Raw genomic sequence first — 22,392 nt, 5'->3', positions numbered from 1 at the left:
CATGGCGAACGTACAACTGGACGACATCCGCAAGGTCTACGACAACGGCCAGGTCGCCGTGCACGGGGCCAGCTTCGAAGTGGCCGATGGCGAACTGATGGTGCTGGTCGGGCCCTCGGGCTGCGGCAAGTCCACCCTGTTGCGGATGATCGCGGGGCTGGAGGAGATCAGCGGCGGCGAGTTGCGCATCGGCGGGCGCGTGGTCAACGACGTGGCGCCGAAGGATCGCGACATCGCGATGGTGTTCCAGAGTTACGCGCTGTACCCGCACATGACCGTGGCCGAGAACCTGGCGTTCGGGCTGACGCTGCGCGGCGAGACCAAGGAGGTCATCGCGCGTCGCGTCGCCGCCGCTGCCCAGACGCTGGGCCTGACCCCGATGCTGGGCAAACTGCCGCGGGCGATGTCCGGCGGCCAGCGCCAGCGCGTGGCGCTGGGCCGCGCGCTGGTGCGTGAGCCGGCGGTGTTCCTGCTCGACGAGCCGCTGTCCAACCTGGACGCCAAGCTGCGCCACTCGGTACGCACCGAGATCGCGCAGCTGCACCGCAAGCTCGGCACCACCATGATCTACGTGACCCACGATCAGGTCGAGGCGATGACCCTGGGCCAGCGCATCGTCGTGCTCAAGGACGGGCTGATCCAGCAGATCGACACGCCGATGGCGCTGTACGACCGCCCGGCCAACCTATTCGTGGCCGGCTTCCTCGGCAGCCCGGCGATGAACGTGCTGCAGGGGCGGTTGTTGGAGGACGGCGGCCTGCAGCTGCAGATGGCCGACGGCGGCCGCGTGCCGCTGCACGGCGCCCGGCTCGCGCCGCAGTGGCTGGGCCGGCCGCTGGCGATCGGCGTGCGCCCGGAGCACCTGCAGCCCAGCGCGGACGGGCAGGGCGGGTTCGAGGCGACCATCGAGGTGATCGAGCCGGTCGGCAACGAGATCTTCGTCAACCTCAGCCACGGCAGCCAGCCGCTGGTGATGCGGGTGTCGCCGCGCGCGTTGCCGGGCCTGGGCGAACGCCTGCGCGTGGCGGTGCGCGGCGAGGCGCTGCATTTCTTCGACCCGGAGAGCGGCGAGCGCCTGTCGGCCGCCTGAGCGATACCGCGAACGGCGTCGGCCGTTCGCGCGACCGTGTGCCACCCCGCCATGGCGCGGCGGCGGCAGGAAAGGGCGCTACGGCGCCGCGCCGCCGGCGCTCAGCGCGCCAGGCCTGGGTGCAGCGGCTGCCACTGCGCGCGCTGCGCGCCGATGCACAGCGCGGTCGGCGGCGCGTCCTCCAGCGGCAGCACCGCCAGCGCCAGCATGCCGGCGACGCTGACCACGCTGCCCAGCGCCTGTCCATCGCGCAGCACCTGCGCGCCGACCTCGGCGTCGGCCGCGCCGTCCACCGCCAGCAGTTGCAGCGCGCGCTTGGCCTTGCCCAGGAAATGGGTGCGGGCGACGATCTCCTGGCCCGGATAGCAGCCCTTCTTCACGCTGAAGGCATGCAGCCGGTCCAGCGCCAGCTGCTGCGGGGTCCATTGCTCGCGCTGGCTGGCTTCGAGCCGGGCCAGGCCCAGGCGCAGGTCGGCCTGCCGCCAGGCGCCGGCGAAGACCGGGTCGTCGGCGACGTGGCTGGCCTGCGCCGTCGGCACCAGCCGCAGCGTGCGCGGCAGGCCGTCGCCGCCAATGTCCAGCTCGATCGCGCCATCGTCGCACTGCGCCAGTGCCGCGCCGTGCGCCTGCGCGGGCGCGGCCAGGCGCGCGCAGGCGCGCAGGTCCTCGCGCGCGGCGATGCGTACCTTGCGCCGGAACACGAAGCGGTTCAGCGCCGCGGCCAGGTCCGCGGCGCCGCCGTCGGGCAGCAGCAACAGCAGGTCGTCGTCGGCGCGGCGCAGCAGCGCGAACAGCGCCAGCACCCGTCCTTTCGCGCTCAGCCAGGCGTTCCATTGCCAGTGGCCGTTGCGCAGCGCCTGCACGTCGTTGGCGAACTGCGCCTGGGCGAAGGCAACCGCATCCGCGCCGCTCACGCCCACGTAGTGCAGGTCTGGCAGCGCGGAAAAACCGTCGGAAGTGAGATTCAGGTTGTCAGGCACGAGGGGGAGGACTAAAATTACGCTGTTGTGAGACCCGCATGATAGGACAACCAACCCCCACACCCGAGCCCGATCCCGAAACGCAGCGGCCCACCCAGGAGAACATTCCGGAAGCGGCGCCTGCGCCGCGGGAAATCGGCGGCCGCGGCGGCCTCGAGCCGACGCGCTACGGCGACTGGGAGAAAAACGGACGCTGCATCGATTTTTGAGCAGCTTTGAGCCAACGCGGCCTTAAGCACGCCGCCCAGCCGAGACAACGAGCCCAGCGAATGGCTACGCGCGAACGTCCCCTGTCCCCTCATCTGCAGGTCTATCGCTGGCAGATCCAGATGGCCGCCTCGATCCTGCATCGAGCCACCGGCATCGTCCTGTCGGTCGGCGCCCTGGTCATCGCCGCCGCGCTGCTGGTGCTGATGCTCGGCCCGGCCTCCTGGAACTGCTTCCGCGACATGGCCGGCGCCTGGTACGGCCAACTGTTCCTGTTCGCCTGGAGCTGGGCCTTCGCCTACCACCTGTGCAATGGCCTGCGCCACATCGTGCAGGACTTCGGCCATGGCTTCAGCATTCCCGCCTTCGTGCGCAGCAGCTGGCTGTCGGTGATCGGCAGCCTGGTCATCGTCGCGCTGATCTGGGCCTACGTGCTGACCGGAGCCGCCGCATGAGCCGCTATCGCACCCCGTTGAAGAACGTGCGCGGCCTGGGCGCCGCCAAGTCCGGCACCGAGCACTTCGTGCTGCAGCGGCTCACCGCCACCGCACTGGTCGGCCTGACCATCTGGTTCCTGGTGTTCTTGCTGAGCCTGCTCGGCGCCGACTACGTCAGCGCAACCGAGGCGGTGGCCAAGCCGTGGAACGCGGTGCTGCTGGTCGGCTTCCTGGTCGCGATGTTCTGGCATGCGCAGATCGGCCTGCAGGTGATCCTCGAAGACTACGTGCACAACTCGTTGCTGGCCCTGGCGCTGCAGACCACGGTGAAGTTCGTCGCCGTGCTCGGTGCGATCGTCGGTGTATTCGCGGTCGCCCGCATCGCGCTGGGCAGCGCCTGATCGGCGCCCGGAACAGGAATTCGAACTCGATGTCCGCTTACAAGATCACTGAACACAAGTACGACATGGTCGTGGTCGGCGCCGGCGGCGCCGGCCTGCGCGCCACGTTCGGCCTGGCCGCCAAGGGCCTGCAGACGGTCTGCCTGACCAAGGTCTTCCCGACCCGTTCGCACACCGTGGCCGCGCAGGGCGGCATCTCCGCCGCGCTCGGCAACATGGGCGAGGATGACTGGCGCTACCACTTCTACGACACCATCAAGGGTTCGGACTGGCTGGGCGACCAGGACGCGATCGAATACATGTGCCGCGAGGCGATCCCGGCGATCATCGAGCTGGAGCACTACGGCGTGCCGTTCAGCCGCACCGAGGACGGCAAGATCTATCAACGTCCGTTCGGCGGCATGACCACCAAGTACGGCGAAGGCCCGTCCGCGCAGCGCACCTGCGCCGCCGCCGACCGCACCGGCCACGCCATGCTGCACACGCTGTACCAGCAGTCGCTGGCGCACAACGCGCGCTTCATGATCGAGTACTTCGCGCTCGACCTGATCTTCGACGAGGAAGGCGTGTGCCGCGGCGTGCTCGCGCTGGACATGGCCGAAGGCTCGCTGCACCTGTTCCGTGCCCACGGCGTGGTGCTGGCCACCGGCGGCTACGGCCGCGCCTACTTCAGCGCCACCTCCGCGCACACCTGCACCGGCGACGGCGGCGGCCTGGTGATGCGTGCCGGCCTGCCGATGCAGGACATGGAGTTCGTGCAGTTCCATCCCACCGGCATCTACGGCGCCGGCTGCCTGATCACCGAGGGCGTGCGCGGCGAAGGCGGCATCCTGCGCAACAGCGACGGCGAGCGCTTCATGGAGCGCTACGCGCCGCACTACAAGGACCTGGCCTCGCGCGACGTGGTGTCGCGTTCGATGACCGTGGAGATCCGCGAGGGCCGCGGCGTCGGCGAGCACAAGGACCACATCCTGCTCGACCTGACCCATCTCGGCCCGGAAGTGATCAACGAAAAGCTGCCCGGCATCGCCGAGAGCGCGCACATCTTCGCCGGCGTCGACGTGGCCAAGCAGCCGATTCCGGTGATCCCGACCGTGCACTACAACATGGGCGGCATCCCGACCAACTACCACGGCGAAGTGGTGCGCAAGGACGGCGACAACCCCGACTCGGTGGTGCCCGGCCTGTACGCGATCGGCGAAGCGGCCTGCGTCTCGGTGCACGGCGCCAACCGCCTGGGTTCCAACTCGCTGCTGGACCTGGTGGTGTTCGGCCGCGCGGTGGCCAACCGCTGCGCCGAGACCATCAAGACCGGCGCGCCGCACAAGACCCTGCCGGGCGATGCCTGCGACAAGGCGCTGGGCCTGCTCGACAAGCTGCGCCATTCCGATGGCGGCACCCCGACCTCGGTGATCCGCGACAAGATGCAGCGCACCATGCAGTCCGACGCGGCGGTGTTCCGCACCAGCAAGACGCTGAAGGAAGGCGTGGACAAGATGGCCGAGATCTACGCCACCTTCGAGGACGTGAAGGTGTCCGACCGTTCGCTGGTGTGGAATTCGGACCTGATCGAGACCTACGAGCTGAACAACCTGCTGCTCAACGCGGTGGCGACGATCAACTCGGCCGAACAGCGCAAGGAAAGCCGCGGCGCGCATGCGCACGAGGATTTCCCGGACCGCGACGACGTCGACTGGCAGAAGCACACCCTGGTCAGCGTCGACGACAAGGGCCAGTGCGGCTTCGACTACCGCCCGGTGCACATGTACACGCTCAGCAAGGACGTCGACGTGGTGCCGCCGAAACCGCGCGTCTACTGACCAAAGCCGGGATTGGGGATTGGGGATCCGAAACGCTTCGCTTCCTGCTCTCAACGCCTCTCCAATCCCCAATCCCCAATCCCGGATTTTAAAAGCCATGGCAGAGTTCACCCTCCCCAAGAATTCCAAGATCGGCAAGGGCAAGCACTTCGCCGCCAAGGGCGCGAAGAACGCACGCACCTTCAAGATCTACCGCTGGAATCCGGACGACGACAGCAACCCGCGCACCGACACCTACGAGGTGGACCTGGACGCGTGCGGCCCGATGGTCCTGGACGCGCTGATCAAGATCAAGAACGAGATCGACCCGACCCTGACCTTCCGCCGTTCCTGCCGCGAAGGCATCTGCGGTTCGTGCGCGATGAACATCGACGGCACCAACACGCTGGCCTGCACCAAGGCGATCGCCGACTGCGGCAAGGCCGAAGTGCCGATCTATCCGCTGCCGCACATGAGCGTGATCAAGGACCTGGTGCCGGACCTGACCCACTTCTACGCGCAGTACGCCTCGATCAAGCCCTGGATCCGCACCCAGACCCCGCCGCCGCCGGACCGCGAGCGGCTGCAGTCGCCGGAAGACCGCAAGAAGCTCGACGGCCTGTACGAGTGCATCCTGTGCGCGTGCTGCTCGACCAGCTGCCCGAGCTACTGGTGGAACGGCGAGCGCTACCTGGGTCCGGCGATCCTGCTGCAGGCCTACCGCTGGATCATCGACTCGCGCGACGAGGATACCGGTGCGCGCCTGGACGATCTGGAAGATCCGTTCAAGCTGTACCGCTGCCACACCATCATGAACTGCGCGCGGACCTGCCCGAAGGGACTGAACCCGGCGCTGGCCATCGCCGAGATCAAGAAGCTGATGATGGCGCGCCGCGCCTGAGCGGCTAGCGTTTCACTACGGACGGCAGGCCCGTCCGACCGCGCGGCACCGGCTCTCGGGTTCGGTGCCGCGCGCGTTTCCGGCGGTCGCCGCAGCAGGCGCCCGCCCACCAAGACAGAGGGTGCGATGCGATGGACGAAGCCACCGAACTGAAGAAGCTGCGCTGGCGCTGCCGGCGCGGCATGCGCGAGCTGGACCAGCTGTTCGGGCGCTACCTGGACCGGCGCTGGGCGCAGGCGTCCGAGGCCGAGCGCGGGGTTTTCCTATACCTGCTCGATTGCGAGGACGATACGTTGTGGCGCTGGTTCATGGGCTACGAGGCCTGTCCCGATGCACGCGCCGCCGACCTCATCGCCACCATCCGCGCCATGCCGGCTTGAGTGGCGCCCCTCGCGCTGGCTGCTGGCGGCGCTGGCGCTGCTGAGCGTGCTGGCGCCGCTGTCGATCCTGGGCTCGGACATGCCGCGCCCCTGGGCATGGCCGGCGGCGGCGCTGGCCGCGCTGTACGCGGCGCTGCTGCTGCGCCGCGAAGCCCGCCGCCCACCGCGTACGCTGCTGATCCCGCCGCAGGCCAGTGCGGCGGCGAGCGTCGACGGGCAGCCGCTGGCGGCGCTGTGGGTGGACTGGCGCGGGCCGCTGGCCTTCGTGCGTTGGCGCGACGCGCATGGCGGGGCGGGGCGCCTGGCCTGGTGGCCGGACACGCTGCCGGCGCCGGCACGACGTGAACTGCGTCTGGCCGCTCAGGCCCGTGCCGCTACGTCTGCGCCGCCGCAGATGGCACCATAGCGCTCCCTGGACGGTGGCTGCGCATGTTCAAACCCTTACCCGTGGCCATCGGCCTGCGTTATCTGCGCGCCAAGCGCCGCAACAACTTCATCTCCTTCATCTCGATGGCCTCGATCCTCGGCATCGCCTTGGGCGTGACCGTGCTGATCACCACGCTGGCGGTGATGAGCGGCTTCCAGAAGGAGATCCGCGACCGCCTGCTGCAGATGGCCGCGCATGCCACGGTCAGCGCGCAGGGCGCGCCGATGGAGGACTGGCAGCACGCGGTGGACGTGGCCACACGCGATCCGCGCGTGGCCGGCGCCGCGCCATACGTGGAGGAAGAGGCGCTGCTCACCGGGCAGCGCAACCAGCCGGCGATCGTGCGCGGCATCCTGCCCGGCGAGGAGGCCAAGGTCTCGGTGCTGGCGCAGAAGATGAAGCAGGGCTCGATCGACAGCCTCACGCCCGGCTCCTACAACATCCTGCTCGGCCAGGAACTGGCGCTGTGGCTGGGCGTGGGCGTCGGCGACAAGGTCGTGGTGATGCTCGGCGAACCGCAGGCCAGCCCGATGGGCATGGTGCCGCGCTACAAGCGCTTCACCGTCAGCGGCCTCTTCGAGGCCGGCTACAACGAGATCGACCGCGGCCTGGCGGTGACCAGCATGGCGGACCTGCAGCGCGTGCTGCGGATGGGCGACGGCGTCACCGGCGTGCGCCTGAAGCTGCACGACATGGACCTGGCCTGGGAGGTGGCGCGCGACCTGGCGCTGAACCTGCACGGCCCGTACATGGTCAGCGACTGGACCCGCGAGAACGCCAACCTCTATCAGTCGCTGAAGATGGAAAAGACGGTGATGGGCATCCTGCTGTCGCTGATCATCGCGATGGGCGCGTTCAACCTGGTGTCCTCGCAGGTGATGCTGGTCACCGACAAGCAGGCCGACATCGCCATCCTGCGCACGCTGGGGTTGAGCCCGGGCGGGGTGATGCAGGTGTTCATGGTGCAGGGCACGCTGATCGGCGTGATCGGCACCGTCGCCGGGGTGATCGGCGGCATCGTGCTGACCCTGAACCTGGAGCGGATCCTGGCCGGCATCGAGGCGCTGTTCAACATCAAGCTGCTGCCGGAGGACGTGTACTACATCACCGGCCTGCCCACCGACATGCAGCCGCGCGACGTGGTGGTGATCACCATCGTCGCGCTGCTGATGAGCTTCCTGGCCACGCTGTATCCGGCCTGGCGCGCGGCGCGCACGCAACCGGCGGAGGCGCTGCGCTATGAATGAGAAGCGGGATTCGGGACCCGGTACTCGGGACTCGACAATGCACCAATCGCAGCGGGCGAATGCGGCGATCCGGGCCCAGGCGCTGGGCAAGACCTATGCCGAGGGCAAGATGCGCACGCCGGTGTTCGACGGGCTGGACCTGGCGGTGGCGCCGGGCGAGACCGTGGCCATCGTCGGCGCGTCCGGCGCCGGCAAGAGCACGCTGCTGCACCTGCTCGGCGGCCTCGACGTGCCCACCGCCGGCGAGGTGTACGTGGCCGGGCAGCGCATGTCGGCGCTGTCGGACGCGGCGCGCGGCCAGCTGCGCAACCGCTCGCTCGGCTTCGTCTACCAGTTCCATCACCTGCTGCCGGAATTCACCGCGTTGGAGAACGTGATGATGCCGGTGTTGCTCGGCGCCGCCGAGGTCGCCGACGCCAATGCGCGCGCGCGCGCATTGCTGGAGTCGGTGGGCTTGGGCCATCGCCTGGCGCACAAGCCCGGCGAGCTGTCCGGCGGCGAGCGCCAGCGCGCCGCGGTGGCGCGCGCGCTGGTCAATCGCCCGGCCTGCGTGCTCGGCGACGAGCCGACCGGCAACCTCGACGAGAAGACCGCGGCCAACGTGTTCGCGCTGATGCTGGAACTCAACCGCGCGCACGGCACCAGCCTGGCCCTGGTCACCCACGACCGCCGCCTGGCGCGCAAGCTCGACCGCGTGCTGGAACTGCACCAGGGCAAGCTGCGCGAACTGGCCGCCGCCGACGTGTAGCCGGCGGCCGGGCACGCCGGCGTGTTTCTTTCTTCAGCACGGCCAAGTGCCGTGAGCCGGGCCGATGACGCACCCATTGGCCGGCTGACCGGGACCGCGCCCAGCCGGCCGCCATCGCCTGCAATCGCGCCGCGGCGCTTCCCGCCCTGAGTTTGCGCCGCCTGCTTGATGGCGGAGAGCGGCTTCGGGGCGCTGCGGCCATTGCATCATGCCCTCGATCCGCACAGCAGAGCGGCAGGATGCCTGCACCCTCGGTCCGGCACGCCTCGACGCAGGGATGCGGCCGAACCTCGCCGACCATGACCTGGCGCGGCCGACATGACCGTATTCAACGATCAGCGTCCTGCACCTCGAGTCCGCTCTTTTCCAGCCGCCAAGTATATCGGAAGTCGCACCATTGCTATGCCGGCCACCTCCCCGAAATTCCAAACGTCTAGGTGACATATGCTCAGCATCATGCAGCGCTATAACGTGAGTCGACGTTTGGGCGGCGCATTCAGCATCCTGATACTGATTTCAGGGTTTTTGGTGGCGGCGGGGTTCCTCATCCTGTCCGATTCCAGGAAAAAAATGGACTACATCGTGCTCGACCGCACGGCGAAAATCCAGGCCGGCAACAGTATGCTCGACGCCAACTCGACAATCCTGATTGCGTTCGGCGCCTACATCATGGCGCCTTCCAGCGCGGTCAGGCAGTCATCATTGGCGGTGATTGTCCAGCAGCAGCGCTTGTATGCCGAGCGGCGCGCCAGACTGGATCGGCTGCCAAGCACCGCACAGGGATGGAAGATTCTCGCGAGCATGGACGCCGAACTGGCTGGTGTCCAGCGTCTGAACGATAAGGTCATCAGTCTTGTCGACTAGAACAGGAACGATGAAGCCGAGGCATTTTTCAACGGGACGTCGCGTCCGGCGATGCTGACCTGGCAGAAGTTCATCCGCGACTACGTCAAACGCCAAGACCAGCAGGTCCAGGTCGCTTATGCGGAGGCGGTTGCGGCAATGAATCGAGGCAGGGCCTTCCTCATCACTGGTGGCGTGCTTTTGGTCATCGCCAGTGCTGTGCTCGCTTGGCTCATCACCCTCAGTCTGAGCAGGCCGCTTGCCCGCGCCATCCGGACCGCCGAAGCGATCGCGCGCGGGGACCTCGACAATGACGTGCGCACCGATGCGAAGGACGAGACCGGGCGCCTGCTGAATGCAATGCAGGTCATGCAGAGTCAATTGCGCGGCCTGCTGGCCGCGCAGTCCGACATGGCCGATCGTCATGAACGGGGGCAGATCAACCATCGCATCGATGCCAATGCATTCCCGGGCGACTATGGGCCGATGGCGCGCGACAGCAACGCCCTGGTCGCGTCCCATCTGGCGCTCCAGCAGGATCTGGCGCCGATCATGAGCCGCTATGCCATCGGCGACCTGAGTGAAACCATGGCCGACCAGCCGGGCGAGAAAACGGTGTTGACGCGCACCATGGGCGAGGTCAAAGCCAATCTCTCGGCCATGAACCATGAGATCAAGCACTTGGCCCAGTCGGCCGCCAATGGCGACTTCTCGGCGCGAGGCGACGCCGATCGTTTTCAATATGATTTCCATGTCATGGTCGATAGCCTCAATCACCTGATGCAAACCGCCGATGGCAACCTGCAGTCGCTTTCCTCGCTGCTGCAGGCGATCGCGTCTGGAGATCTCACCGCGCGCATGCGCGGCGATTTCCACGGCGTATTCGCGCAGATGCGCGACAATGCGAATCTGACCACCAAGCAATTGGCCGCGATCGTCGGCAGGATCCAGGAGTCGGTGGCGGCGATCAACACCGCTGCCGGGGAGATCGCCTCGGGCAACGAGGACCTTTCCCAGCGTACCGAGCAGCAGGCGGCGAATCTGGAGGAAACCGCTGCTTCGATGGAGGAGTTGACCTCCACCGTCAGACAGAACGCCGAACATGCCCGTCAGGCGAACCAACTGTCCCTCGGTGCCGCTTCCATCGCCTCCGAGGGAGAAAAGATCGTCGGCAGGGTCGTGGACACCATGGCCGGTATCGAGACGTCTTCGCACAAGATCGCCGAAATCATCTCGGTCATCGATGGCATCGCCTTCCAGACCAACATCCTGGCGCTCAACGCCGCCGTCGAAGCGGCGCGCGCAGGCGAGCAGGGCCGGGGGTTCGCGGTGGTCGCCTCCGAGGTGCGGACGCTCGCTCAGCGTGCATCGAACGCGGCCAAAGAAATCAAGGGCCTGATCGACGCGTCGGTCGAGCGCGTAGCCGAGGGTTCCACGCTGGCGGGCCAGGCTGGCAAGACCATGAGTGAGATCATGGCCAGCGTGCAGCGGGTGACCGGCATCATGAGTGATATCTCGGCTGCCTCGCAAGAACAATCCACCGACATCGAACAGGTCAACCTGACGGTCACGCACATGGATGAAATGACCCAGCAGAACGCGGCGTTGGTCGAGGAAGCCACCGCCGCCGCGCGCTCCATGGAGGAGCAGGCCAACCAGCTGACCGCCGCGGTGTACGTGTTCAAGCTCGATCGCGCCGGAACCGATGCCGCGATGCCATCCCTCCGCGCGGCGTAGCACACGCATGGACATGGACCGCAGGCTGCGCACAAAGCCCAAGCCGAAGAGGCGGCCGGGCCTGCATTGAGCATGTGAGGCGGCAGGCGGATAGCGCGGACCCGGGAAGACGCGGTTGCGCGGAGGCCCGGCAACCGGCTCGCGCCACTCCGGCGCCTGGATGATGTCCTTCCATTTCCAGGGGCGGGGGCGGTCGATGGACCGGAATCCATCATAGCGGCGCCGGCCGCCTCGGATGGTGCGCGGCCGTCAGGCGCCAGGCGCCGTGTCGCCGACCGTGTTCGTGGGTCCCTGTCCTGTTCGGGTAACGGCCGTGGACGAGCGCACGGCTGCGCGCCTCGTGGTGCTGCGCGGGGTCGCCGGGGCGAATTCCTACTCGCCGCGCAGGGCTTGCCCGATAACGGACGCCGAACGGAGAGGCGAATCTGTCCGCAAGCCGGTCCTTAGAGCATTTTCGATCCAAGTGCTCCCACAACACTGCGCTGGATGCAAATACCAGCATCGAAAATGCTCTAGAGATCCGCCTTGCCGCAGTCGGCGCCCATCACGCACCGGCGTCCTGTCCATGCCAAGGAGTGGCGATCACATGCAGCGGTTCTCCGATTCTGCGCTCGCCGCTGCCGCCGTGCCGCCACCGGGGCAAGCGACCATGGCCGCGCCGTTCGGCATCGCCGTCGCCGCCAGCCTGGCCGCCGGCGTGCTGGCGGCGCTGTGGCTGCCGCGGTTGGCGCCGTGGCCGCTGGCGCTGGCGCTGTTGCTCGGCGGCATCGCAGTGTTCGCCGGCATGCCGCGCTGGCGCTGGCTGAGCGGGTTTGCCATCGGCTGCGGATGGTTGGGGCTGACCGCCGGTCTGGTGCTGGCGCGGCAACTGCCCGCCGACTGGGAGAAGCGCGTGGCGACGCTGAGCGGGCAGGTGGTGGAATTGCCGCAGGCCGAGGTACGGCACACCCGCTTCCTGTTCCGGGTGGACGCCGATGCCGCGCAGCCGGCGCCGTTGCGCGGGCGCTTGCTGCAACTGGCCTGGTACGACGAGTTCGGCGCGCAGGCACCGGGTCCGCGCAGCGCCGTGCATGCCGGCGCGCGCTGGCGCCTGAACGTGCGCCTGCGCGCGCCGCGCGGGCTCAGCAATCCTGGCGGCTTCGATGCCGAGGCGTATGCGCTGGCGCAGCGGATCAGCGGCAACGGCTATGTGGCCGCGCCGCAGCAGGCCGTCGAGCTGGCGCCGGGGCGTGGCATCGACGCCTGGCGCGAACGCCTGTCGGCACGGATCGCGGCGGCGGTGCCGGGCACATCGGCGCGCTACGTGCAGGCGCTGGCGCTCGGCGATACGCGCATGCTGGACGAGCGCGACTGGCGCATCCTGCGCGCGGCCGGGCTGACCCACCTGATCGCCATTTCCGGTTTCCACGTCGGCCTGGTCGCCGGCGCGTTCGCGCTGCTCGGCGGCGGCCTGTGGCGGCTGTGGCCGCGCCTGGGCCGGCACTGGCCGCGGCACCAGGCGGCGGCCTTGCTGGCGCTGCTCGGCGCCGGCGGCTACACCGTGCTGTCGGGGATGGCGTTGCCAACCGTGCGCACTTTGCTGATGATCGCGGTGGTGGTGGCCGCGCGGCTGTGGCGGCGGCCGGTGCGGGTGGTCGACGCGCTGGCGCTGGCGGCGATCGTGATGCTGGCCTTCGATCCGCTGGCGGTGCTGTCGGCCGGGTTCTGGTTGAGTTTCCTCGGCGTGGCCTGGCTGGCCTGGTGCATGCCGGTCGCCGGCACCGGTTGGCGCGGCAAGCTGCGCGAGTTCCTGTCGGCGCAGGGCGTGGCCACGCTGGGCCTGCTACCGCTGAGCACGATGCTGTTCGGGCAGGCCTCGGCGGCCGGTCCGTTCGCCAACCTGCTGGCGATCCCATGGTGGAGCCTGGTGGTGGTGCCGCTGGCGCTGCTGGGCACCGCTCTGGAGGCGCTGCACGCCGGTGCCGGGAGCTAGGCATGGCGCATGGCGGCGGCCTGCTTCGACCTGTCCTGGCCGCTGTTCGCGACGCTCGGCGAGAGCCGCTTCGCGCTGTGGTGGTTGCCGGAGGCGCGCGACTGGGCGCTGCCGCTGGCGCTGCTGGGTGCGTTCTGGCTGCTGCTGCCGCGCGCGGTGCCGGGCAAGCCGCTGGCGGCCCTGCTGTGGTTGCCGCTGTTCTGGCCGCCGCTGGAGCGGCCGGCCGTGGGCGAGGTGGAACTGGTGATGATGGACGTGGGGCAGGGGTTGTCGATGCTGGTGCGTACCGCACGGCACCAACTGCTGTACGACGCCGGCCCGGCGGTGGCGGATGGCTATGACGCCGGCGAGCGTGTGGTGGTGCCGGCGCTGCACGCGCTGGGCGTGGCGCGGCTGGACCGCACGGTGATCAGCCATGGCGACTACGACCATGCCGGCGGCTTCGAAGCGGTCCGCGCGGCGCTGCCGGTCGGCCTGGCCGAAGCGCCGGACGGTGCGCCGCTGCGGGTGGACCGGCCGTGCGTGGCCAGAACCGCCTGGGAGTGGGACGGGGTACGTTTCCGCTACCTGCATCCCACGCCCGGCTTCCGCTATCGCCGCAACGAGTCCAGTTGCGTGCTTCGGGTGGAAAGCGCCCACGGCGCCATGTTGCTGAGCGGCGATATCGGCCAAGCCGTCGAGCGCCGCCTGCTGCGGCAGGCGCCGCAGGACCTGCGCGCCGACGTGGTGCTGGTACCGCATCACGGCAGCGCCACGTCCTCGCAGCCGGACTTCGTTGCCGCCACCGGCGCGCGGCTGGCGCTGATCTCGGCCGGCCACGGCAACCGCTTCGGCCATCCGCGGCCGGCGGTGGTGGCGCGCTGGCAAGCATCCGGGGCGGAGGTCGCGACCACCGCGCAGAGCGGCGCGCTGCGGATATGGCTGGGACGCGCCGGCTTGCAGTTGCGCGAGCGGCGGCCGTGGCGGGCGCGGCTGTGGGATGCCGCGGAGCGGGCGCGGGCGGCTGCTATCCTATCGGCCAGTGAACGAGCGGCCGAGCGTGCCGGAGGGTTGCGACGTGTGGGAACTGGTCAAGGCCGGTGGCTGGCCGATGGCGCCACTGCTGCTGTTGGGCGTGGTCGCGCTGGCGATCGTCCTGGAGCGGTTCTGGAGCCTGCGCCGTAGCGAGGTGCTGCCGCCGGGGCTGGGCCAAGAAGTGCGCGACTGGGCCGCCCGCGGCAAGCTGGACCCGACCCACATCGAGTCGCTGCGGCGCAATTCGCCGCTGGGCGCACTGCTCGCCGCCGGGCTGGACGTGCGCAACCGGCCGCGCGAGATCGTCCGCGAACGCATCGAGGACACTGGCCGCCATGTCGTGCACCGCATGGAACGGTTCCTGAACGCACTGGGCACGGTCGCCTCGGCTGGGCCGCTGCTCGGCCTGCTCGGCACCGTGGTCGGCATGATCCAGATGTTCCTGGGTATCCTCGAGCACGGCGTCGGCGACGTGAACCAGCTCGCCGGCGGCATCGGCAAGGCGCTGGTGTGCACCGCCACCGGCATGATCATCGCGGTCCCGGCGCTGGTCTTCCACCGCTATTTCAAGAGCCGCATCGCCGGCTACGTCATCGAGATGGAGCAGGAGGCCACCGCCCTGAGCGACGCCCTAGACGGCCAGAGTGCGCCGGCCGCGGCACGCCCGGCGCTGCGCGCGGGCGCCGCCGTCGCGGCCAAGGGCTGAGCCGGTGCGGATCCGCGACGACCGCGTCCAGGACGAGCCGCATATCGACCTGGTGCCCTTGATCGACGTCATCCTGGTGCTGATCGTCTTCTTTGTCGTGACCACCACCTTCGACGCCCGTTCCACGCTGCAACTGCAATTGCCCAACGCCAGCGACCAGCACAACCCGGCGCCGCCGCGCGCGCTCAGCGTGCTGGTCAATGCCGATGGCCACTACTTCGTCAACGACCAGGAAGTGCTGCGCACCGACGTGGAGTCGGTCAAGCGCAGCATCGCCCAGGTCGCCGGCGACGACCGCGAGCAGCCGGTGCTGCTGCGCGCCGACGCGCGCACGCCCTACCAGGCCGTGGTCACCGCGCAGGACGCGCTGGGTCAGCTTGGCTTCCGCCGCATCGCCATCGCCACCGCGCCGGAAGTCAAGCAGTGAGCGCCAAGTCGGCACCGGTCTGGCCGATCTACCGTCGGCTGCTCGGATATACCCATGCCTACTGGGCGATGCTGAGCGCTGCGGTGGTGGCGATGGTGGTCGAGGCCGTCGCCGGCTATTTCTTCACCCGGCTGATGGATCCGCTGGTCAACCGCGGCTTCGTCAATCCCGAGCCGCGCATGGCGGTGCTGCTGCCGCTGGCGATCCTGGGCCTGTTCGTGATGCGCAGCTGCGCCACCTTCGTCGGCGACTACTGCATGGCGCGTACCGGCCGCAGCGTGGTGCGCGACCTGCGCGGGCAGGTGCTGGCCAAATACCTGCACCTGCCGTCGTCGCACTTCGACGTCGAGGCCACGCCGGTGATGGTCAGCCGCCTGAACTTCGACACCGAGCAGGTCACCCAGGCCGCCTCCGACGCGTTGAAGACGCTGGTGGCCGATACCCTGACCATCGTCGGCATGCTGGTGGTGATGCTGCAGATGAGCGTCAAGGTGACCCTGGCGCTGCTGCTGGTGGCGCCGCTGATCGGGGTCATCGTGTCCTACGTCGGCAAGCGCTACCGCAAGATCAGCCGCGGCATCCAGGACGGCATGGGCTCGATGGCGCAGCGCGCCGAGCAGTCGCTGGGGGCGCAGCAGGAAGTGAAGGTGCACGGCACCCAGTCCCTGGAGATCAGCCACTACGCGGCCCTGGCCAACCGCATGCTGGGCCTGAACATGAAGGTCGAGACCACCCGCGCGCTGGCCTCCAGCCTGGTCCAGTTCCTGGCCGCGGTGGCGCTGGCGGCGATCGTCTGGGTCGCCACCCGCGAGGCGCTGGCCGGGCGCCTCAACGCCGGCCAGTTCATGGCGCTGATGACCTCGATGATGGCGATCATCCCGTCGCTGCGCCGGCTGACCAGCGTGCAGACCTCGATCTCGCGCGGCGTCGCCGCCGCCGAGCGTCTGTTCTCGATCCTGGACACGCCGCAGGAGCACGACACCGGCAGCGTATCGGTGCAGCGCGTCCGCGGCGAACTGGTGTTCGACAAGGTGATGCTGCGCTATCGTCAGGACAGCGGCCTGGCGCTGGACGACATCAGCTTCAGCGCCAAGCCGGGAACGGTCACCGCCATCGTCGGCCGGTCCGGCAGCGGCAAGACCAGCCTGGTGCGGCTGGTACCGCGCTTCTACGAGCCCAGCGGCGGCGGCATCACCCTGGACGGGGTGCCGCTGCACGACTACCGCCTGCACGACCTGCGCCGGCAGATCGCGCTGGTCGGGCAGCGAGTGATGCTGTTCGACGACACCATCGCCGCCAACATCGCCTACGGCACCGAGGCCCGCGTCGCGCACATCCGCGCCGCGGCCGAGGCGGCCAATGCCTGGGAGTTCATCGAGCGGCTGCCGCTGCAGCTGTGCACCCCGGTCGGCGAGAACGGCGCGCTGCTGTCCGGCGGCCAGCGCCAGCGCCTGGCGATCGCCCGCGCGATCCTGCGCGATGCGCCGATCCTGATCCTCGACGAAGCCACCGCGGCGCTGGACAACGAATCGGAGCGGCTGGTGCAGGACGCGCTGCACCGGTTGATGCCCGCGCGCACCACCCTGGTCATCGCACACCGGCTGTCCACCATCGAACATGCCGACCAGGTGCTGGTGATGGACCAAGGCCGCATCGTCGAGCGCGGCACCCACCACGCGCTGCTCGCCCAGGGCGGCCTGTACGCCCACCTGCACAGCATGCAGTTCCGCGAAAGGCAGACCTGATGAGCGGTCGCGTGCCAACCACGCCTGGCTACTGGTACCGCCAGGGCACGCCGCCGCTGTACGCACGGCTGCTGACCCCGCTGTATGCGGCGGCGATCGGCCTGCGCCGCGCGTTGTACCGGCGCGGCTGGCGCAAGCGCTACAGCATCTCGGTGCCGGTGGTGGTGGTGGGCAACCTCACCGCCGGCGGCACCGGCAAGACACCGTTGACCATCGCCCTGGTGCGCCGTCTGCAGGATGCCGGCTGGACGCCCGGCGTCGCCGCCCGCGGCTACGGCCGCAGCCAGGACCAGGTCGCGCGCTGGATCGAGCCCGGCACCACGCCGAAACTGGGCGGCGACGAGCCGGTGCTGATCGCACACAAGACCGGCGCGCCGGTGCGGGTGGATCGCGACCGTGTCGCCGCCGCGCGCGCGCTGCTGCAGGCCGGGTGCGACATCGTGGTCTGCGACGACGGCCTGCAGCACTACCGGCTGCAGCGCGACGTCGAGATCGAAGTGGTCGACGGCCACCGGCGCTACGGCAACGGACGCCTGTTGCCGGCCGGGCCGCTGCGCGAGCCGGTCGCACGCGGCCGCGAATGCGATTTCCGGGTCATCAACCTGGGCCGGGCCAGCGACGCCGGCGAGGTCGAGGTCGGCTTCGGCGAGTGGGCGATGCGCCTGCGCATCGACAGCGCGCAGCCGCTGCAGGGCGGGCGCGCACGCGCCTTGCGCAGTTTCGCCGGGCAGCGCGTGCACGCCGTCGCCGGCATCGCCCATCCGCAGCGCTTCTTCGACATGCTGCGCGCCCACGGCATCGGTGTGGTGCCGCATGCGTTTCCCGACCATCACCGCTACCGTGCCGCCGACCTGTCGTTCGGCAGCGAGTTGCCGGTGCTGATGACCGAGAAGGACGCGGTCAAGTGCGCGGCGCTGGTCAACCACTGGTGCTTCAGCGTGCCGTTGGTGGCCGAGTTGCCGGCCGCGTTCTGGATCGGCCTGCTCGACCGGCTGGACAAGCTGCGCGGGCGCAGCGGCGACGCGCTCCAATAGCGGCGACGCGTTTCGCTTATGCTCGACGGACAACAGGAAGATCGCTTCATGTTTGGATTTCGTGAATTCCGGCGTCCGGCCGCCGTGGCAGGCGGGCGCCGCGCATGAGCGCCGCGCCTGCCGCCGCGCCGCCGTTCGTGGTCGCCATCCCGGCGCGCTATGCGGCCTCGCGCCTGCCCGGCAAGCCGCTGCGCGCGCTCGGCGGCGAGCCGCTGGTCCGCCACGTGGCGCGCCGTGCGCTCGCCGCCGGTGCGCGGCAGGTCTGGGTGGCCGCGGACGATCCGCGCATCGCCGCGGCGGTGGCCGACCTGGACGGGGTGCACGTGGCGCTGACCTCGGCGGCGCACGCGTCCGGCACCGATCGCCTGGCCGAATGCGCCGACATCGCCGGCTGGGACGACGCCACCCTGGTGGTCAACCTGCAGGGCGACGAGCCGTTCGCGCCGGTCGCCGGGATCGTCGCGGTGGCGCAGGCGCTGGCTGGCAGCGGAGCGGAGATGGCGACGCTGGGGACGCCGGTCGAATCGGCCGAGAGCCTGTTCGACCCGAACGTGGTCAAGCTGGTGCGCAGCGCGCACGGCGACGCGCTGTACTTCAGCCGCGCGCCGATCCCGTGGCATCGCGACGCGTTCGCCGCCTCGCGCGAGCAGCTGCCGCCGGGTCCGTGGCTGCGCCACATCGGCATCTATGCCTATCGCGCAGGCTTCTTGCGCCGCTTCGCGGCGATGCCGCCGGGGCCGCTGGAGCAGGTCGAGTGGCTGGAGCAACTGCGGGTGCTGGAAGCGGGGTTCCGCATTGCGGTGGCGCTGTCGCCGGCGCCGTTCCCGCCCGGGGTGGACACGCCGGAGGACCTGGCCCGCGCCGAGGCGCGTTTGCGGGCCCTCACCCCCAAGGGAGTTCCCCCGGCCTTGCCGGGGTGGCAGTAGCCGTTTGCCGTTTACAGGAGTCCATCGCGGAGACGGCGGTTGTGAGCCGCCAAGCACACGATCGGAGAATCGGAAATGGACAGGCATTAGAGTCCAATAACTTATCCGTAAATTGTATCGACCCGGACCGGTCCCTTGCGGAGCGCGATAATGGCCGCGGCGAGCGGGACTCGGGACCGGGGACCGGGGACCCGGAAAAGCGGGGGAGCCGTTGGTCCGGGTCGTGCGGGTCCTTGATGGGCAGGCGCTATCATCGGCGCGCGCGGCGATCTGGCGCATGCCCGGCCCGATCGCCGGAGACTGCCGTGAACCCGATCCGCCCGTTCCTTGACAAGACGCCGCAGCTGGGCGCACGCGTCTACGTGGACCCGGCCTGCACCGTCATCGGCGACGTGGTCCTGATGGTTGAGAGCGACGACGCTGCGCTCGAGCTTCTCGTACCGAACGAGCAGCTTGCCGGAGCGGTTGAACCCGCCATGGCAGACCTCGCCCCCCGCCGTCGGGCCTTTTTCTTCGGGTCACCCCGCTTGTCATCGGCCGCTTTGCGGCGATCGAGGACATGGGGAATGTCGCCGTGGCGCTCGATGGTGCGCAGATGCGGCACGCCGCGGTCGCCCGCGTCGGCGCACGGATGCTTGTTTGGCCGATGCGGCCGATCCTTGCGCCTGACGGCGATGGCGCCGAGGACGCCATCAAGCGCCTTGCCGTCATGAACGTTGGCCCCGCTCACCACGAGCGACAACCCGACGCCACGCCCGGCCACCCGCAGCTGTCGCTTGCTGCCCGTTTTTCCCCCGATCCATCCGATTCGGGCCGACGGTTTCTTGAGCCAATGGCGCCTTCATCATCGCGCCGTCGACGCCCTGCCAGCGCCAGGCAATGCCCGCCATCTGGTCGTACTCGGCCAGCCCTTTCCACAACGCGTCGAAGAAGCCCGCCGCCGCCCACTCCAGGAAGCGTTGGTGGATGGCACTTGCGCTAGCCAAGCGCTCCTTGGGCAGCGCCTTCCACTGGCCGCCGGTGCGCAGCCCATGGACGACGGCCTCCAACACCTGCCGCGCCGGCTTCGGTGGTCGGCCCGCTCCTGGCTTGCGACCAGATACCCGGTGCGCCGCCAAGCGCAGCGGCATCAGCGGCTCAACCCGTTCCCAGACGTCATCGGCCACGACCCACGATTCGACGCGCTTAGCCATGGTCCCGATCCGCCGCCGCGTTCTCTGCGGCTCGGATCAGAAGTTTAACAATTCGGATAAGTTCTAAGTCACAGCCAGGATGCCCGATCGCGTGCACAGGATGTTGCGGATTCGGCGAAGCTGGCGGTGTCGCCGGTGGTGGGCTACATCAAGGGCAAGCGCGCGATCCATCTGGCAGGGGGGTATGCCGAGCGTAAACGGAACGTCGTGGGTCGGCACTTCTGGGCCAGAGGCTACTTTGTATCGACGGTAGGTCGGGATGAAGCGGAGGTCCGGGAGGACGTGCGCAATCAGGAGAAGGAGGATGACCGGCTCGATCAGTTGCAGTTGCTGCGATAAGCCAGTCACCTTCAGGTGGCGCCATTCAAGGGAGGCGCGTTAGCGCCCCCGCCAGCCGCTTTGAGCGGCTCACATTACGAATGCCCTCGGCTTTGCCGGGGGATTGTTACCTGTTCCGTCCCTGAAATGACTTTACAGAGTCGTTCGACCTTGTCGAGGATGGATCGAGCGGTAGCCGTCCAGATGAAGGGCCGCTTGTGAAGGGGGTCGTGGGCGGCCTGGCGTTCGAGGCGCTGGACCAGTTCCTTGGCGCTAGAGCACTTTCGATCCAAGCGATGCCACCCGGAGTCGCTCCCACAACACTCCGCTGGCTGCAAATACCCGAGTCGGAAATGCTCTAGCTGTCGCCGCAGTTGTCGGAGGGGGCCGATGCGTTGCATCCGCGCTTTGCCGGCAATCCGCTGGTGCAGGGGCCGCCGCATATCCGCTCCTATGCCGGCATGCCCCTGCCTGGCCGTGGCGGCCACCTCTACGGCAGCCTGGGCCATGCCGCCGGGCAGTCGCTCGGCGCGGTCTGCGTGATGCGCGAGGTCAGCGTCGAGCGCGAGACCACGCGCGCGGCGGCGCCGCCGCTCAGCCGGCGCCGCGCTGCAGCCAGGCCACCGCGCCGCGCCCGGCGCGCAGGCCGCTGGCGAAACAGGCGCTCAGCAGGTAGCCGCCGGTGGGCGCTTCCCAGTCGAGCATTTCGCCGGCGCAGAAGGTGCCGGGCAGGGCGTGCAGCATCAATGCCGGGTCCAGCGCCTCCAGCCGCACGCCGCCGGCGCTGCTGATCGCCTCGGCCAGCGGACGCGGGCGCAGCAGGGTCAGCGGCAGCCGTTTCAGCATGGCCGCCGCGGCTGCCGGATCCTGCCCGGCCTGCTTGCCCATTACCTCGAACAGCAGCGCCGCCTTGGCCCCGTCGATGCCGGCCTGGCGCCGCAGGTGTTCGCCGAAGCTGCGCCCGCCGCGTGGCTTGCCCAGCTCGGCGTGCAGCCGTGCCAGCTCGCGGCCCGGCGCCAGATCCAGCCACAGCGTGCTCGGGCCGTGTGCGGCAATGGCCTCGCGCAGGTCCGCCGACAGCGCATAGACCAGGCTGCCTTCGATGCCGTGTTCGCCGACCACGCATTCGCCCTGCAGGGACCGTGCGTGGCCATGCGCATCGTGCCAGTGCGCGACCACCGGTTTCAGCGGCGCGCCGGCATGGCGTTCGCGGAAATGCGCGCTCCAGTCGATATCGAAGCCGCAGTTGGCCGGCTGCAGCGGCGCGACGTCGACGCCGCGCGCGCGCAGCGTGTCCTGCCAGGCGCCGTCGGCACCGAGCTGCGGCCAGCTGCCGCCGCCCAGCGCCAGCACGCAGGCATCGGCATGCACCGGGCGTTCGCCGTCGGCGCTTTCCAAGCGCAGCGCGCCGTCGCTGTCCCAGCCTTGCCAGCGCTGCTGCACGTGGAAGCGCACCCCGGCCTCCTTCAGCCGCCGCACCCAGCCGCGCAGCAGTGGCGCGGCCTTGCGGTCCAGCGGGAACACGCGGCCGGAACTGCCGACGTAGGTGCCCACGCCCAGTACCTGCGCCCAGGCGCGCAGCGCATCGGCGTCGAAGTCGGCCAGCCAGTCGCCGACCTGCGCGGCGCGCTCGCGGTAGCGCGACACGAACAGCGCGAACGGATCGGAGTGGGTCAGGTTGAGCCCGCCCTTGCCGGCGATCAGGAACTTGCGCCCGACCGAGCCCTTGCCCTCGTACACGTCGACCTCGGCGCCGGCCGCGCGCGCGGTCTCGGCGGCCATCAGCCCGGCCGGACCGCCGCCGACGATGGCGATGCGGCCGCGCACGGCGGCGGCGAGCGTGCTGGCGGGCATCGGCGG

At 69.4% G+C, this 22,392-nt stretch carries 17 protein-coding genes and 5 pseudogenes; 19 read left to right on the top strand and 3 right to left on the bottom strand.

The window, feature by feature from the left end; translation table 11 throughout:
• Position 1 precedes the first annotated feature (1 nt).
• Entirely contained in the window at positions 2-1,090 is a 1,089-nt protein-coding gene (locus G4Q83_RS12845; RefSeq protein WP_128419163.1) for an ABC transporter ATP-binding protein, read from the top strand.
• Positions 1,091-1,191: 101 nt separating this feature from the next.
• Here G4Q83_RS12845 and ygfZ read toward each other — a convergent pair whose 3' ends face one another.
• The gene (gene ygfZ / locus G4Q83_RS12840; RefSeq protein ID WP_128419164.1) at positions 1,192-2,070 is read right to left on the bottom strand and encodes a CAF17-like 4Fe-4S cluster assembly/insertion protein YgfZ; all 879 of its coding nucleotides are present in this window, start codon (positions 2,068-2,070) and stop codon (positions 1,192-1,194) included.
• A gap of 38 nt (positions 2,071-2,108) precedes the next feature.
• Here ygfZ and G4Q83_RS12835 point away from each other — a divergent pair, with 38 nt between their 5' ends.
• From G4Q83_RS12835 to G4Q83_RS23385, 17 genes and pseudogenes are all read left to right on the top strand, one after another.
• A complete protein-coding gene (locus G4Q83_RS12835; protein ID WP_128419165.1) occupies positions 2,109-2,279 on the top strand; it encodes a DUF1674 domain-containing protein in 171 nt (56 codons plus the stop codon).
• A gap of 60 nt (positions 2,280-2,339) precedes the next feature.
• Positions 2,340-2,732 carry a succinate dehydrogenase, cytochrome b556 subunit gene (sdhC, locus tag G4Q83_RS12830; RefSeq protein WP_128419166.1) on the top strand — a complete coding sequence of 131 codons (393 nt, stop codon included), beginning with the start codon at positions 2,340-2,342 and terminating at the stop codon, positions 2,730-2,732.
• A complete protein-coding gene (gene sdhD, locus G4Q83_RS12825) occupies positions 2,729-3,115 on the top strand; it encodes a succinate dehydrogenase, hydrophobic membrane anchor protein (RefSeq protein WP_128419167.1) in 387 nt (128 codons plus the stop codon). Before sdhC ends, sdhD begins: the two co-directional genes overlap by 4 nt.
• A gap of 29 nt (positions 3,116-3,144) precedes the next feature.
• Positions 3,145-4,935, top strand: a complete 1,791-nt coding sequence (gene sdhA, locus G4Q83_RS12820) for a succinate dehydrogenase flavoprotein subunit (RefSeq protein ID WP_128419168.1) — start codon at positions 3,145-3,147, stop codon at positions 4,933-4,935.
• Positions 4,936-5,032: 97 nt separating this feature from the next.
• Positions 5,033-5,815 (top strand): succinate dehydrogenase iron-sulfur subunit, encoded by a 783-nt coding sequence (locus G4Q83_RS12815; protein WP_128419169.1) that lies wholly within the window; start codon positions 5,033-5,035, stop codon positions 5,813-5,815.
• 131 nt (positions 5,816-5,946) lie between these two features.
• A complete protein-coding gene (locus G4Q83_RS12810; protein WP_128419170.1) occupies positions 5,947-6,195 on the top strand; it encodes an FAD assembly factor SdhE in 249 nt (82 codons plus the stop codon).
• The gene (locus G4Q83_RS12805; RefSeq protein WP_128419171.1) at positions 6,146-6,601 is read left to right on the top strand and encodes a hypothetical protein; all 456 of its coding nucleotides are present in this window, start codon (positions 6,146-6,148) and stop codon (positions 6,599-6,601) included. Before G4Q83_RS12810 ends, G4Q83_RS12805 begins: the two co-directional genes overlap by 50 nt.
• 23 nt (positions 6,602-6,624) lie before the next feature.
• A complete protein-coding gene (locus tag G4Q83_RS12800; RefSeq protein ID WP_128419172.1) occupies positions 6,625-7,869 on the top strand; it encodes a lipoprotein-releasing ABC transporter permease subunit in 1,245 nt (414 codons plus the stop codon).
• A 37-nt stretch (positions 7,870-7,906) separates the two neighbouring features.
• Positions 7,907-8,617: a lipoprotein-releasing ABC transporter ATP-binding protein LolD gene (gene lolD / locus G4Q83_RS12795; protein ID WP_185817434.1), complete on the top strand. Its 711-nt coding sequence runs from the start codon at positions 7,907-7,909 to the stop codon at positions 8,615-8,617.
• 444 nt (positions 8,618-9,061) lie between these two features.
• Positions 9,062-11,197 (top strand): annotated as a pseudogene (locus G4Q83_RS12790) (methyl-accepting chemotaxis protein).
• Positions 11,198-11,846: 649 nt separating this feature from the next.
• Positions 11,847-14,333, top strand: a pseudogene (locus tag G4Q83_RS12785) (DNA internalization-related competence protein ComEC/Rec2).
• Positions 14,227-14,889 carry a MotA/TolQ/ExbB proton channel family protein gene (locus tag G4Q83_RS12780; protein WP_128419182.1) on the top strand — a complete coding sequence of 221 codons (663 nt, stop codon included), beginning with the start codon at positions 14,227-14,229 and terminating at the stop codon, positions 14,887-14,889. Before G4Q83_RS12785 ends, G4Q83_RS12780 begins: the two are co-directional and overlap by 107 nt.
• Before the next feature lie 4 nt (positions 14,890-14,893).
• Entirely contained in the window at positions 14,894-15,316 is a 423-nt protein-coding gene (locus G4Q83_RS12775; protein ID WP_128419174.1) for an ExbD/TolR family protein, read from the top strand.
• Entirely contained in the window at positions 15,313-17,061 is a 1,749-nt protein-coding gene (gene msbA, locus G4Q83_RS12770) for a lipid A export permease/ATP-binding protein MsbA (RefSeq protein WP_128419175.1), read from the top strand. The genes G4Q83_RS12775 and msbA overlap by 4 nt, the downstream gene beginning before the upstream one ends.
• A complete protein-coding gene (gene lpxK / locus G4Q83_RS12765) occupies positions 17,061-18,095 on the top strand; it encodes a tetraacyldisaccharide 4'-kinase (protein WP_128419176.1) in 1,035 nt (344 codons plus the stop codon). The genes msbA and lpxK overlap by 1 nt, the downstream gene beginning before the upstream one ends.
• A gap of 104 nt (positions 18,096-18,199) precedes the next feature.
• On the top strand, positions 18,200-19,021 hold the full coding sequence (gene kdsB, locus G4Q83_RS12760; protein WP_128419177.1) for a 3-deoxy-manno-octulosonate cytidylyltransferase: 822 nt from the start codon (positions 18,200-18,202) through the stop codon (positions 19,019-19,021).
• Positions 19,022-19,326: 305 nt separating this feature from the next.
• Positions 19,327-19,422: pseudogene (locus G4Q83_RS23385) on the top strand (gamma carbonic anhydrase family protein); the annotation flags it as partial.
• On the opposite strand, the pseudogene G4Q83_RS23380 reads toward G4Q83_RS23385, so the two are convergent.
• A pseudogene (locus G4Q83_RS23380) lies at positions 19,423-20,214 on the bottom strand (IS5 family transposase); the annotation flags it as partial.
• A gap of 79 nt (positions 20,215-20,293) precedes the next feature.
• On the opposite strand from G4Q83_RS23380, the pseudogene G4Q83_RS12745 reads away from it, so the two are divergent.
• Positions 20,294-20,553: pseudogene (locus tag G4Q83_RS12745) on the top strand (transposase); the annotation flags it as partial.
• A 573-nt stretch (positions 20,554-21,126) separates the two neighbouring features.
• On the opposite strand, the gene G4Q83_RS12740 reads toward G4Q83_RS12745, so the two are convergent.
• Positions 21,127-22,386: a TIGR03862 family flavoprotein gene (locus G4Q83_RS12740; protein ID WP_128420100.1), complete on the bottom strand. Its 1,260-nt coding sequence runs from the start codon at positions 22,384-22,386 to the stop codon at positions 21,127-21,129.
• Positions 22,387-22,392 lie beyond the last annotated feature (6 nt).

Source organism: Xanthomonas theicola, from assembly GCF_014236795.1.
In the GTDB taxonomy this organism is placed as follows: Bacteria; Pseudomonadota; Gammaproteobacteria; order Xanthomonadales; family Xanthomonadaceae; genus Xanthomonas_A; species Xanthomonas_A theicola.
Note: the sequence above shows the minus strand (reverse complement) of the source record. Positions and strands in the feature narration are given on the sequence as shown.

Coding starts and splice junctions, on each gene's coding strand:
- kdsB (WP_128419177.1), top strand. CDS start 18,200: ATGAGCGCCGCGCCTGCCGCCGCGCCGCCGTTCGTGGTCGCCATCCCG.
- sdhD (WP_128419167.1), top strand. CDS start 2,729: ATGAGCCGCTATCGCACCCCGTTGAAGAACGTGCGCGGCCTGGGCGCC.
- lpxK (WP_128419176.1), top strand. CDS start 17,061: ATGAGCGGTCGCGTGCCAACCACGCCTGGCTACTGGTACCGCCAGGGC.
- G4Q83_RS12740 (WP_128420100.1), bottom strand. CDS start 22,386: ATGCCCGCCAGCACGCTCGCCGCCGCCGTGCGCGGCCGCATCGCCATC.
- G4Q83_RS12845 (WP_128419163.1), top strand. CDS start 2: ATGGCGAACGTACAACTGGACGACATCCGCAAGGTCTACGACAACGGC.
- G4Q83_RS12810 (WP_128419170.1), top strand. CDS start 5,947: ATGGACGAAGCCACCGAACTGAAGAAGCTGCGCTGGCGCTGCCGGCGC.
- lolD (WP_185817434.1), top strand. CDS start 7,907: ATGCACCAATCGCAGCGGGCGAATGCGGCGATCCGGGCCCAGGCGCTG.
- sdhA (WP_128419168.1), top strand. CDS start 3,145: ATGTCCGCTTACAAGATCACTGAACACAAGTACGACATGGTCGTGGTC.
- G4Q83_RS12815 (WP_128419169.1), top strand. CDS start 5,033: ATGGCAGAGTTCACCCTCCCCAAGAATTCCAAGATCGGCAAGGGCAAG.
- G4Q83_RS12805 (WP_128419171.1), top strand. CDS start 6,146: ATGCACGCGCCGCCGACCTCATCGCCACCATCCGCGCCATGCCGGCTT.
- G4Q83_RS12835 (WP_128419165.1), top strand. CDS start 2,109: ATGATAGGACAACCAACCCCCACACCCGAGCCCGATCCCGAAACGCAG.
- sdhC (WP_128419166.1), top strand. CDS start 2,340: ATGGCTACGCGCGAACGTCCCCTGTCCCCTCATCTGCAGGTCTATCGC.
- G4Q83_RS12800 (WP_128419172.1), top strand. CDS start 6,625: ATGTTCAAACCCTTACCCGTGGCCATCGGCCTGCGTTATCTGCGCGCC.